The sequence below is a fragment of the Kangiella koreensis DSM 16069 genome, from assembly GCF_000024085.1.
Lineage (GTDB): Bacteria > Pseudomonadota > Gammaproteobacteria > Enterobacterales > Kangiellaceae > Kangiella > Kangiella koreensis.
On the sequence record NC_013166.1, the window covers coordinates 2,631,497 to 2,643,784 of the forward strand.

General features: G+C 44.4%; 12 protein-coding genes and 1 pseudogene. 6 read left to right on the top strand and 7 right to left on the bottom strand.

The annotated features are described in order from the left end of the window. Positions 1–90 precede the first annotated feature (90 nt). Positions 91–963, top strand: coding sequence for a DUF4382 domain-containing protein (locus tag KKOR_RS12235; protein WP_015781451.1), 873 nt, complete (start codon positions 91–93; stop codon positions 961–963). Positions 964–1,022: 59 nt separating this feature from the next. On the opposite strand, the gene KKOR_RS12240 is transcribed toward KKOR_RS12235, so the two are convergent. Both KKOR_RS12240 and KKOR_RS12245 read right to left on the bottom strand, forming a co-directional pair. Continuing rightward, positions 1,023–1,898 carry a hypothetical protein gene (locus KKOR_RS12240; RefSeq protein WP_015781452.1) on the bottom strand — a complete coding sequence of 292 codons (876 nt, stop codon included), beginning with the start codon at positions 1,896–1,898 and terminating at the stop codon, positions 1,023–1,025. 220 nt (positions 1,899–2,118) lie between these two features. After that, on the bottom strand, positions 2,119–3,915 hold the full coding sequence (locus KKOR_RS12245; protein ID WP_015781453.1) for a choice-of-anchor B family protein: 1,797 nt from the start codon (positions 3,913–3,915) through the stop codon (positions 2,119–2,121). A gap of 176 nt (positions 3,916–4,091) precedes the next feature. On the opposite strand from KKOR_RS12245, the gene KKOR_RS12250 reads away from it, so the two are divergent. Continuing rightward, a complete protein-coding gene (locus tag KKOR_RS12250) occupies positions 4,092–5,129 on the top strand; it encodes an alpha/beta fold hydrolase (RefSeq protein WP_015781454.1) in 1,038 nt (345 codons plus the stop codon). On the opposite strand, the gene KKOR_RS12255 is transcribed toward KKOR_RS12250, so the two are convergent. The 3 genes from KKOR_RS12255 to KKOR_RS12265 all read right to left on the bottom strand — a co-directional run bounded on the left by KKOR_RS12255 (position 5,126) and on the right by KKOR_RS12265 (position 8,615). Further along, a complete protein-coding gene (locus KKOR_RS12255; RefSeq protein WP_015781455.1) occupies positions 5,126–6,319 on the bottom strand; it encodes an NAD(P)-dependent malic enzyme in 1,194 nt (397 codons plus the stop codon). The genes KKOR_RS12250 and KKOR_RS12255 overlap by 4 nt on opposite strands. Positions 6,320–6,479: 160 nt before the next feature. Continuing rightward, complete coding sequence (locus KKOR_RS12260; RefSeq protein ID WP_015781456.1) at positions 6,480–7,070, bottom strand: HvfX family Cu-binding RiPP maturation protein; 591 nt, start codon at positions 7,068–7,070, stop codon at positions 6,480–6,482. A 24-nt stretch (positions 7,071–7,094) separates the two neighbouring features. Next, positions 7,095–8,615: an FMN-binding glutamate synthase family protein gene (locus KKOR_RS12265; RefSeq protein WP_015781457.1), complete on the bottom strand. Its 1,521-nt coding sequence runs from the start codon at positions 8,613–8,615 to the stop codon at positions 7,095–7,097. 189 nt (positions 8,616–8,804) lie between these two features. Between KKOR_RS12265 and KKOR_RS12270 the strand changes: the two genes are divergently transcribed. Both KKOR_RS12270 and KKOR_RS12275 read left to right on the top strand, forming a co-directional pair. Further along, positions 8,805–9,437 carry an RNA polymerase sigma factor gene (locus tag KKOR_RS12270; protein WP_015781458.1) on the top strand — a complete coding sequence of 211 codons (633 nt, stop codon included), beginning with the start codon at positions 8,805–8,807 and terminating at the stop codon, positions 9,435–9,437. Then, positions 9,431–9,673, top strand: coding sequence for an anti-sigma factor family protein (locus KKOR_RS12275; protein WP_015781459.1), 243 nt, complete (start codon positions 9,431–9,433; stop codon positions 9,671–9,673). The genes KKOR_RS12270 and KKOR_RS12275 overlap by 7 nt, the downstream gene beginning before the upstream one ends. Before the next feature lie 15 nt (positions 9,674–9,688). Here KKOR_RS12275 and KKOR_RS12280 read toward each other — a convergent pair whose 3' ends face one another. Continuing rightward, positions 9,689–10,009, bottom strand: coding sequence for an outer membrane protein assembly factor BamE (locus KKOR_RS12280; protein WP_015781460.1), 321 nt, complete (start codon positions 10,007–10,009; stop codon positions 9,689–9,691). A 123-nt stretch (positions 10,010–10,132) separates the two neighbouring features. Between KKOR_RS12280 and fur the strand changes: the two genes are divergently transcribed. Continuing rightward, the gene (fur, locus tag KKOR_RS12285) at positions 10,133–10,534 is read left to right on the top strand and encodes a ferric iron uptake transcriptional regulator (protein ID WP_015781461.1); all 402 of its coding nucleotides are present in this window, start codon (positions 10,133–10,135) and stop codon (positions 10,532–10,534) included. Positions 10,535–10,943: 409 nt separating this feature from the next. Continuing rightward, on the top strand, positions 10,944–11,543 hold the full coding sequence (locus KKOR_RS12290; RefSeq protein WP_015781462.1) for a DUF938 domain-containing protein: 600 nt from the start codon (positions 10,944–10,946) through the stop codon (positions 11,541–11,543). A 220-nt stretch (positions 11,544–11,763) separates the two neighbouring features. Here the strand turns inward: KKOR_RS12290 and rppH are convergent. Next, positions 11,764–12,240: pseudogene (gene rppH / locus KKOR_RS12295) on the bottom strand (RNA pyrophosphohydrolase); the annotation flags it as partial. Positions 12,241–12,288: the final 48 nt, after the last annotated feature.

A 12,288-nucleotide genomic window follows, 5' to 3' on the forward strand; every position in this document is an offset into this window, starting at 1 on the left:
CACTGTTTAAATTGCTTTGCGATTTGTATCACAATGTATCAATACTAACTGGAGTAACCTAGCGTCCACTTGTACGTGGAGGTAGATATTATGAAATTTAAACATAGCTTAGTGCTAACCAGTGTCTTATTAGCTTTGGCTGGCTGTAAATCTGATGACGACCCAGATAAAGGTAAATTAGCGTTAGCAATCACAGATGCGCCGGTCGATGGCGCCGAAGCAGTAGTCGTTGAGTTTACGGGCATTGAAGTTCAAGGGCCTGGCGAGCGTTTGAATTTTGATTTTGATACTCCAATGACTATTGACTTATTGCAGCTGACTGGCGATGAGTCGCTTGAGCTACTGCCTGAAACGACGGTTAATGCCGGTCAGTACCAATGGATACGGCTAAAGGTTAATGCTAATCAAGGTGTGACCGACTCTTATATTGATATTGATGGTGCTCGTTACTCCTTATATGTTCCAAGTGGCGCCCAAACAGGACTAAAACTGAATCGACCCTTTACAGTTGCTGCCGGTGGCATCTCGAATTTCACCATTGATTTCGATTTAAGAAAATCGGTGCATCAACCACAAAATGGTAGCGATGATTATTTCTTACGACCAACTTTACGTATCGTAGATAACCTGGAAGTCGGCCATATCAATGGTCTGGTGGATGAAGCTCTCATCAATGCAGAGGGTTGTTCTGACACCAGTGGTGTCTATTTATTCGCAGGTTATGATGCGGAAACTGATGATATCGATGCTAATGAGCCTGAGCCAATCACTACCACCAATGTTGAGATGAATAGTGACGGTTTCTATGAGTATGAAATCGGTTTCGTACAGGCAGGTGACTACACCTTGGCCTTTACTTGTGAAGCCGCAAATGATGATCCTGAAACAGATGATGCAATAACATTCAGTACGACTCAGAATGTTACTGTAACCCTTGATGAAACTGCTACTGTAGATTTCTAGGTTGTTAGATACTTAAGATAAAGTAGGTAAGAAAAAAGGTCGGCATTCGCCGACCTTTTTTATGAACGATGATTTAGTTTCAAGTCTGGATGAGCATAACTTTGAGAGCGAGTGATTAACAAACTGCGCCCTGAACGAAAAATCAACCATAAGAAAAATATCGGGAACAAAACCGTTTGCACCACAAATACGGTGATGAGTTCAATCACATTTTTACTAGCCCGTTCAGCCGCATCTTGATAAGCCTTAATTTGCTTTTTAATATCTAGCTGGCTGATAGCCTTACCGAGCCAATCCTTAGCTCCCTCATAGGCTGATTGTTGTTGCTGAATGTCAGCTTCCTGCTCTGAGGTATTGCTTTCGATGGTCTGGCTTACTCCTTCAAGCTCTTGATTGGCCTCTTGGTAGTTAGGCGCAAGAAAAAGGTTATAAAGTCCCTCATTAGTCAATGCCATAACCGGTGTGGCAAAACGCACTAAAATGAGAAAAATGACAGTTTTATACCACATAGGATGCAAACCTTTTGAGCTATTGCGCTTGGCAATTAACATAACGCCATACAAGAGCCAAAAGCCTATAACCAGGTAATTGAAGACATCCCAAGCTGACATAGATAATAAAAGTTTCTGCACGCCAATTGCTGATGCTGCAATCAACATCACCATAGAGAAGCGTTCCACCAAGTCGTTGATGGGGTCGAGAATTTCCCCGGGCGATACATTCACTCCTAACCCAGCCGGCTGCATAGCAACTTCGGCTTCTTGCGCCACAGAAATAAGCCCATTCAGCGTACGAGCAACAGCGAAAGAAATTAAGGCACGTTTCAAAGCCTGGTCAGTGTATTCCTCACCAAAGTGATCTAATGCCTTACTTCCGGCTAATAATGAGGCGAGCAACAAGCCTAAAATATAAATCCAAAGATTGATTTTTTTCATAGAGTTACCTCGTTACGATAAGAATATCCTAGCAAGAGGCAGTCGACAAATCTTGAAAAGGTTTATGGATTGAGTAGTAGTCATGATTTGCTAAATAAAGAAAAGCAACTGGGGCCGCACTGCTACCCATCCTGCCAGAGGTTTGGAGGGGTAGGATTTCCAGCAATGGATAGCAGCTTAATGCGGCGAATCCCAGAATTGCTCCTCCTTGAGGAGTCGTTTAGTTAGACATAATTTTCCTTCTTATGCCGAACAGAGTCAGTCCAAGTAATAGCCAAATTGGTGTGGAGCCCCCGCCGCCTGAATCTGGTTCGGGCTGTGGGCTGGGTGGGGGAGCGGGTGGCTCTGAACCACCGATCTCGCTGTTGTCTTTCAATATAAACAGTCCATTGGAGATATCGCTCACTAGTATATTTCCGCTCGGAAGGTAAGGATAAGTCCCCCAAGCTCCATCAAACTGTGAGTCGTTGCCTTCAGGAATTGGATAAGTATCGAAGAAACCAATTTCTTTGGGGGCAACAGGATTGGATACGTCGAGAACTGTTAACCCACGTTTGTAGTTGGACATATAGTATTTGTCTTCGAGCGTAAAACCGTTGTGGTCAATCGCTGGTGTCGAACCGACATAAGAGCCGGCAATCCTGGGTGAGGTTAAATCCTGAATATCCATCACATAAAGGGTTGAGTTGACACCTCGATTCCGCTCGTCGAGTTCGTCCTGAATAAAGATGTAATTTTTATCTTTTGAGTACCAGCCGGAGTGGGTATAACTGGCGCCGGCATAACTGGTTGTGCTGATCTTAAATGGATTGGATTTATCGGTGGTGTCCCAGATATCGACCGTATTTTCATTAAAGTCGATAAAAAGCTCACAAGGATTATGACCGCTGGCACATTGACCAGTGCGCGTATCATCAATAATCAGATTAGTTGCATCATGCACATAACCGGCTGAACTGGGGGTTGTGACAAGCGCTGGATTAACTGGGTCAACCAGATCAAAGACTCGATAAGAGCCATTATCAAGATTCGACCCCGTAATGTATAAGTAGGCTTGGTGACCATCAAGAGCTGTACCGTCGGCGTAATTGATATTGCCGAGATAGACATTGTGAGCAGTCTGAAAAACATTGATGGTATTCACTAGTTCAATCGAATCAGGTGCATTGCTCAAGTCGATAATTTGCAAGCCACCCTGCCCTTCGGTGGTGACATATGCATAAGTTTTGTATTGTGATGTATCTCCATCAAAATACTGATATACCTTCACATCACGCCAAGTACTATTGGCGCCAGTAATGGTATCAACTTCAACCGGGTTTACCGGGTCAGTGACATCAATTAGTACTGTGCCGTTATAAAGTCCCATGACAGCGTATTCACGATTATTGTTGAGGTCTATATAACCCCATATATCATTAGCGCTTGAAGGAGATGAAGTCAGCTGGCTTAAAGGCAAGTGAGATTCTAAATCGATATTAAAGCAAGGGTATTCACCGGCTTGGCCATTAGCGCAGGTTAATTGCTTTTCGACACTGGTAGTGATTTTTTGGTAACGCTCAAGTAAATCGAGGTATTCGGGTTTAAGGCGTTGTTCGGGCAAACCTTTAGCATCCCGTACTAAGTGAAAACCTTTGTTGGCCAGTTTCTCGCGGTAGTCGGCAGGTATGCCTGTGATGGTTGTCAGGTGCTGGTCAGGATTTTGCTTCGTGAAATTATCTTGAGTCGAAAAACCGCCTGAAATTGCCACCATATCGTTCAATAAATAGAAAATATCCATCTCACCAGCATGATAAGTACCTGATGCTACGTGGATTTTGTCGCCTTTACTGGACTGGTTTACGGCATAGGCAATGCTGGCGCAGGGAGCGGATGGCTTAGAGCAGTCGCCCTGATCAGAGCCATTTTCTGCAACATAGCGCACCGGATGCGACCCACTATGGGCAGAAACTGATGAGTTCAGTAAAGAGGTGAGTACTAAGACAATACTTCCTGTGACTGTAATTATTGATTTCATTTGAGCTACCCCGCTTCTATCATGTCAATCTATCGGAGAACGTTTTTCAGAACTTACGACAATATCACATTAAAACAATAAGACGCTGAACAGTTACAATTGGTTACAGAAATCTGCATTAAATCAGTGGGTTAAGGAATAGAATAGGGAGCTTAACAAAAATAAGAGGCAAGGTAATGAGGTCGCTATTGTTATTAATTCTGATGCTACTGATCAGCGAATCAATTTATGCTATCGAGAAAGACTCAGTAGCCGATAGAGCTCTGCCTGAAGCTAGCGAGCTGATAAATATTAATGGTCATACATTGCACTTTCGTCAATTAGGAAAGAGTCAAAGAGCGAAACCATATTTATTGCTATTATCAGGCCCTACCGACAATTGGCATAGCGATAGCGGCTGGTGGTCATTAGCACAAAATATTCTCGCACAAGATTATCAGACAATAAGCATTGACCGTGCCGGCCATGCTTGGTCCGAGTCCTTGGAAAATCCATCTTACCAGTACTTTGCGAAGGATTTAGCTAAGTTTATTGTGCAGCAAGATAACCCCGTCATAATAGTGGCGTTTGCCAGTTCAAACCTATCGCTACACATGCTCTTGCAAGATAATGAAACTGCAGCTTATGTAAAAGGCGCCGTGCTAATTGATCCCGATGTTTTGACCGATCATTCCATTGAACATTACACCTCAGAAACTGAGCGTTATCGAAAAGGCTGGAGCGAGATCGAGCAGTTTATCAATGACGGTAAATACGATGAAATTATGCAGCAGAAAATCAGTGAGGAGAGAGAACATTTAAAGTCGATTATTGCTGCGGAGCATGAACATTATATGGACTGGGATTATTACTCTGCCATTGAAAAGGTCAGAAATACTCGACGTTATCAGTTAGAAAAATTTTGGGAAACAACTCATTACCGTGAAGATTTACTTGAAGCGCAAATAAACCCACTACCAGTCGGTCTGCCTTTGGTGATTATTGATAGTGATTTTGAAACTGGCTACTTGCCGAAGATTGAGGATGAATCAGTCAGAGCATCTGTTATTCAATGGCGAGATGACGGAAGGAACTGGTTTTTTCAGCTATCCCAAAATAGCGAATGTGGCGCATACTGGCCAGTCGCATCTCAAGAACATCTAATCATGATGGAGCAGCCCGAGCTAGTAACTCGGGCCGTTGAAAAAATATTAAGTTGCGAGCAAAAAAATTAAAGAGGTCGTTGCACGCCATCTTTAATCGCTTGCTGCTTTACCGCTTCAGCAATTTTTTGTGCCACATTGCGGTTCAATGGATCGGGCAGAACGTGATCAGCTGCTAAGTGATTGACCGCATCGGCTAGAGCATAGGCAGCGGCAATTTTCATCGCTTCCGTAATACGGGTTGCGCGAGCTTCTAATGCGCCGCGGAAAATACCAGGGAATGCTAAAACATTATTAACCTGATTGGGAAAATCACTGCGCCCAGTTCCCACTACGGCAGCGCCTGCAGCAATTGCCTCATCCGGCATAATTTCCGGAATGGGATTAGCCATTGCCAGAATGATGGGGTCCTTGTTCATTAGTTTGATATCGGCGCCGGTTAATAAATTCCCTTTAGAAACACCAATAAAGACATCAGAATTACTCAAAGCATCCAACAATTTGCCATTACGATTATGGCGGTTGGTATAGGCTAGTAATTTCTTCTTTTCATCATTCAGATCAGAGCGATCAGGTGAAATGATGCCTTGTGAATCGCAAACCAGCACATCTTCAACCGGAATACAGGCTGCTTCATCATGGCCAACACAACGTAGCAGTTTCGCAATGGCGGTACCGGCAGCTCCAGCGCCATTGATGACCACTTTAAGTTGCTTAATATCTTTACCAGTGACTTTACAGGCGTTAATTAATGCCGCTAACAATACGATTGCTGTGCCGTGTTGATCATCATGGAATACTGGGATACCAATGTCCTGTAGCGCTTCTTCGATTTCGAAACATTTAGGCGCTGCGATATCTTCCAGGTTAATGCCACCAAAAGTTGGCGCGATTGCCTTAACTGCAGTAATGATTTCCGCAGCACTTTTAGCGTCGAGTACCAATGGCACACCATCAATATCTGCAAACTCTTTAAACAAAATCGCTTTGCCTTCCATCACAGGAAGCGCCGCTTCTGGCCCAATGTTGCCAAGCCCCAATACCGCAGATCCATCAGACACGATAGCGACGGAATTACCTTTCATGGTGTAAAGGTAGCTGGAGTTTTTGTCTTTTGCGATGTGATTAGAAACGGCGGCTACACCGGGAGTGTAGGCAATGGATAAGTCTTCACGATTTTGAAGTGGGACTTTGCTTTTGATAGCCCACTTGCCGCGTAAATAACGGTGAATATCTAGAGATTTTTTGAAGTAGTCGCTCATAAGTTAGTCAAACTTAATTGGGTTCGCCATAAATGGGTGCAATGATACGCTTATTGTACGGGAATTGTGGTCGGATTAGCAGGGGTCATCGAGATTGTAGGGAAATAAATAGAGCTAGCGCAAAGTTTTAAGTGCTCGCGCTAGCAAATACCATCCGTCATTATTTTTTATGGGGAAACGCTTTGCTTAACCAGTAATCTGTCGAAAAGTATCGCCCAGCCCCTGTGAAGAATAAGGATAGCAGCATGATAAAGTAAGTTGCTGCAAATTCGATACCGTTTTGCAGTATCACAATATTACCTTTTTCAGTTAACCAGCTATAGTTACCATTATTCTGTAATATAGTTCGCGCTCTAGAGAGTCGCTCTGATATTTCAGGGTCGGTGGATTGAGCGATGGCAAACCAGCCGTTATCCAAGTGGACAGCAAAAATAGCGACCAGCATGGTAATCATCAGTGGAATCGTGATCCAGCGAACAGCGAAACCAGTCAATAACAAAACGGCACCAACGGTTTCAGTGCTAGCCGCTAGAAAAGTCATGACATCGGGAAACGGTAATCCTAATCCCCATTCGCTATTACCAAACCAGTTTGAAGTGCTTTCGAAATTGGCAAATTTTCGTGTCCCAGCTTCCCAGAAAGGGAAGAACAGCAGTACTCGAAACAGTAAGGGTGGCAACCCATCAAGGTGCTTGACTGAATTACAGACCGCCCCAGTAAAACTGTAATACTTGTCCGCTAAAGTTTGCATCAATATGCTCCTTTTGGTGTGAATTTATAGATTCTTGGTCGGAATCTTGTTTTCGTGATAAGGATGAACCTTATCTATTGGAGTCGAAAGTCCGGTTTCTGTTACAACTCGCATATGATGGCGCTTCAATCGGCGAGGTTCTTTTACCCCGCACGAGTGCGCAATCATACCAACCGCTTTAACCATGTTCTTATGATAATGATAGACCCGAACCGATTTGTCTGTGATATCCAGCCCTTTTTGAAGATCGGGATCGTGAGTGGTAACGCCGGTTGGGCAGGTGTTTTTGTTGCACTGCATGGCCTGAATACAACCCAGGGCAAACATAAAGCCACGGGCGGAGAGTGCAAAGTCAGCGCCCATGGCTAAAGCCCAGGCTACGGCCGATGGGTTAATCATTTTACCTGAGCAGACAACTTTAATGCGATCACGCAAACCCTGCTGCTGCAGAATATCAATGGCCATAGGCAGGCTTTCTTTAATGGTTAAGCCAACGTAGTCGAATAAAGGCTGCGGTGCAGCGCCCGAACCGCCATCGGCGCTATCAATAGTAATAAAGTCCGGGGCAAACTCAATGCCGCGTTTATGGATCTCACCACAAAGGTCAAATAAGAAATGTTCGCCACCAAGAACCGTTTTGAAGCCAACCGGCTTTCCGGTAACTTCACGGATGTGATTAATCATATCCAGTAAGTCACCAACGTTATGAATCTCACGGTGGCCATTGGGGCTAATCGAGGCTTCTCCCTCGGGGATACCTCGAATTCTAGCAATTTCAGCAGTCACTTTCTCTGCAGGGAGAATACCGCCCTTACCCGGCTTGGCACCTTGCGCTAGTTTAAGTTCGATCATTTTAACTTGTGGATGTTGAGCAACTTCCATGAGTTTGTCATCGCTTAGTTTGCCTTCGGCATCACGAGCACCATATTTTGCGGTACCTATTTGGAATACCACATCACCGCCTCCTGCTAAGTGATAAGATGATAAACCGCCTTCACCGGTATTAATCCAGCAGCCTGCGCGTGCCGCTCCACGAGATAAGGCTTCTACCGCGACTTTCGACAAGGCGCCATAGCTCATACCCGAGATATTGAAGAAGCTGCGAGCAAGATAAGGCGTACGACAATAGGGGCCAATCATCACCGGAGGTGCTTCAACAGCGTTTTCCTCCTGAGTTGGAAACTGGTCATTCATGAACAGAACCGTACCGGTCTGATTTAAATTTCGAGTCGAACCAAAAGCCTGTGTTCGACTGATATTTTTAGCCGCTCGGTAGACCCAGGTTCGTTCTGCTCGATTAAAAGGCAGCTCCTCACGATCCATGGAAAAGAAGTACTGACGGAAAAATTCACCGAGATGTTCAAACCAATAGCGAAAACGACCAATCACCGGAAAATTATGGCGGATTGCATGTTTTTTTTGTGTCGAATCAATTATATAGAAGACAATAATGGTCAAAACCAAGAGGATGATAGCGATAACAAAAATGCCCGCTATCCATTCCATAACAGTTTTAACAAATGACATAAAGCCTTCAGATTGCATCGTGTATTTCCTTTCTAGTTTATTAAAGAGAGAGCGCTGACATAATTTATCATTCAATATACTATTGATGGTGAAAACTGCAATTGTTGGCTTAAGTGTAATGTTGCGCTAATGTCGTTATTCTAATAGGGATAGCCACCTTGAGCCTAAGTGGACAATATTGATGTAGACAACTTATAAAGAGGATTGATGAATACAACTGACTTGCCCGAAGAAAGTACACTGATTAAGAGGCTCATCAACAATGACCAACAGTTATTTGTGACTGTCGTTAAAACCTGGCACCCCTCTTTATATAGTGTCGCTGCTGCAATCGTCGGTCATTCAATTGCGGACGAAGTGGTGCAAGAAGCTTGGCTTTCGGTGATTAAAGCCCTGCCTAAATTCGAGGGCCGCTCGGCCCTGAAGACCTGGGTCACTCGAATTGTTGCCAATGAAGCCAAAAACCGTTATCGCAAAGAGTCGCGTTCCGTATCTTTGGAGTCGGTAGATGAAAACTGGGCGACCGACTCAAGAGTGATTAGCGATCCGCGTTTTGACAGTAGTGGGCATTGGAATCAGCGAAATCCGGCCTGGGAGATGGGTTCCCCTGACGAGCTTTTAGCTGCTGAAGAGCTACAAGACTGTGTGGATAAACATCTCACTCGCTTGCCTGATCAGCAAAAATACATTATGGAGTTGCGTGATTCAGCCGGCATGGAGATGGAAGAAATTTGTAACATTTTAGAAGTCAGTTCATCCAATGCTAGAGTGCTGCTGCACCGAGCCCGAGATAAAATTCAGCAGGTAGTAGCCAAATTCCAGAGGACAGGCGAATGTTAAGTTGCAAGCATCTGGTCGAGCAGGCCAGTGAGTACATCGATGATGAAATGAGCGCAGGAAAGAAAATCCAGGTAAAACTGCATCTCTTTATGTGCGTGAGCTGCCGTCGATATCTAAAGCAATTAAAACTGACTATGGCCATGCTAGGCAGGAAAAAAAACCATCAGGCATCAGAAGAAATGTGCTACCAATTGTTGAAAGAATATCAAAAAAACCTGCCGAAGCAGGGTTCTTAACCAAATTGCTTAGGGTTATTCCTCTGCTTCAGGCTTAATGGTCCCTTCCATCGACTGCAATACCTCGCCATTAAAATGCAGAATCAAACGCTCTTCGCGTCGATCACCCTTCGACGGCACCATATAATACAGGTAATACCAAGTGTCTGAATCAAGATTGGTGTTCAAAGCTGGATTCCCTAAAACGTAGGAAATCTGATCCTTGGTCATGCCAGGTTTAATCTTATTCACTTCTGATTGCTCAAGGATATTACCTTGCTGGATGGTTGGTTTATATACGCAAGCGCTTAACAAGCTGAGGCTGACTAAAAGCGCAGAAAGGAAAATAGTTTTCATGAATATCCTGATAGTTAGTGTTTTTTGCTGTAATCGCCATTCACAAGTATACTGAATGGCTTTTCATAAATTCTTGGCATAGTATAATCATTTTGCCGCGCAAATCTATTGGAGGATGAGTTTTTGGAAAATCAGCAGCTAAAAAAAGCCGGATTAAAGGTTACCCTACCGAGAGTTAAGATATTACAAATCCTGGAAAGTTCAGAAGATCGTCATCTTAGCGCGGAAGACGTCTATAAATTGTTGCTCGAAGCCGGAGACGATGTTGGCTTAGCAACAGTTTACCGTGTATTAACCCAATTCGAATCAGCAGGGCTTGTCACTCGCCACAATTTCGAAGGTGGCCACTCTGTATTTGAGATTGATGATGGTGAGCACCATGACCACATGGTCAATGTGGATGATGGTACTGTGATTGAGTTTTTCAGTGAAGAAATCGAAGAGTTACAGCACAAGATTGCCAAGAAGCATGGTGTTGAAATTGTTGATCATAGTCTAGTCTTATACGTCAAAAACAAAAAGTAAAATGGTCTTTTGCTGAGATTGCTTTGTTAAATTCACTAGCTCTCTCAGTCATGCATTAGATATGCTCTCCTTCGATGCGCGGTAAATTTGCCGCACCGAGGGCATTTCTTCCAGTCACGCACTCTCTAGCAAAATCCTCATTTTATGTATCCTATTTGTGGGTATTCGAAAGAAAATCCTGCGTTTAAACTCGTGAATTGAACGTCACCTCCGTTTTTTCGCCACTTGCGCCTTGCTCTTGGCCGAAAATCCACATTTTTGTATTACTTATCATCCTGCGTCTGAAGCAATGATTAGTAACATCATCTCTTTTAACAACAGTTTTCATTTGCTAATCGGTAGCTTGTTCCTGTTTAGAATCATCGGTTACTATAATTACCATAGCATTTGATATGATTAAGGATTAACAATGCGCCAATTTAGCGAAGCATGTGAACGCAATAAAGGGCCCATTCTGGACGTAATTAAGCCCTATTTACAACATAGCAATGAGGTTCTCGAGGTTGGCTCTGGCACAGGCCAACATGCCGCCTGCTTTGCTGCAGCTATGCCCCACCTGATTTGGCATACCAGCGATCTGCGAGAAAACCACCCCTCGATCATGGCCTGGGTTGAATCGAGTGAACTTCCGAACCTTAGGAAGCCTCGTACTTTGGATGTGAGCCAAGCCGTATGGCCAGTCAACCAGGCCGATGCCATCTTCACCGCTAATACCTGCCATATCATGTCCTGGGAGCGTGTGCTCGATTTATTTCAAGGAGCCAACCGCGTCCTAAAACCTGGTGGTCACTTGTTAATTTATGGCCCATTTAACGTCAACGGCGAATACACCTCCGAATCTAACAAAGCATTTGACGCCTCATTAAAGCAACGCGATCCCGAAAGCGGCCTGCGAGATTACGAGGATATGAATCGTGTCGCACGCCATAATGGCTTCTCCCTGGTACAGCGCCACGAAATGCCCGCCAATAATATGCTATTGGCCTACCAAAAGAATTCAGCTTTTTAACTGTCCATAAAAAAAGAGCAGCTGGTTAGCTGCTCTTTTGATCTTTATTGCCTCGATAAGGGTGGCGTGGGCGGCGCTTGCGGTTACCTTGCTTACTTCCACCATCATTCCGGTGCTGATGGTTGGAACGAGACTTAGCTTCCTCGCTCGGTGGAGTCACACCACGCTGGTTGGTGTCATTTTTCTCCGACTTATAATGCTTTGAGGGCTTGCCTTTAAACTGAAAGCGGAACATGCTGCCCATCAGTTCAGATAAGGCCGCGCGATAAACATCGCGCTTGAAATTCACCACATTACGCACTGGATACCAGTAGTTAACCCAGATAAACCCATCAAACTCGGGGTGGTCGGTGGCAGCAAAATCGATTTTACTCTCATCAGCCAACAGCTGGAGTAAAAACCACTTTTGCTTCTGCCCAAGACACAATGGTTGTGAGTTTTGCCTAATTAAACGCTGCGGCAATCGGTATTTATACCAATGCTGCGTACTCCCTAGAATACGGACATCATCTTTTTCAAGGCCAACTTCTTCGTGTAATTCTCGGTACATGGTCTGCTCGGCGCTTTCGCCGGGATGCACCCCTCCTTGGGGAAACTGCCATGATGTTTGACCGAAGCGGCGTGTCCAGAGCAACTGGCCCTGGTCATTACAAATGATGATGCCGACGTTGGCTCTAAAGCCTTCTGCGTCGATCATCGATCTATCCAAATCATAAAACTTTGTTATCATTGTTCCACAGACTTC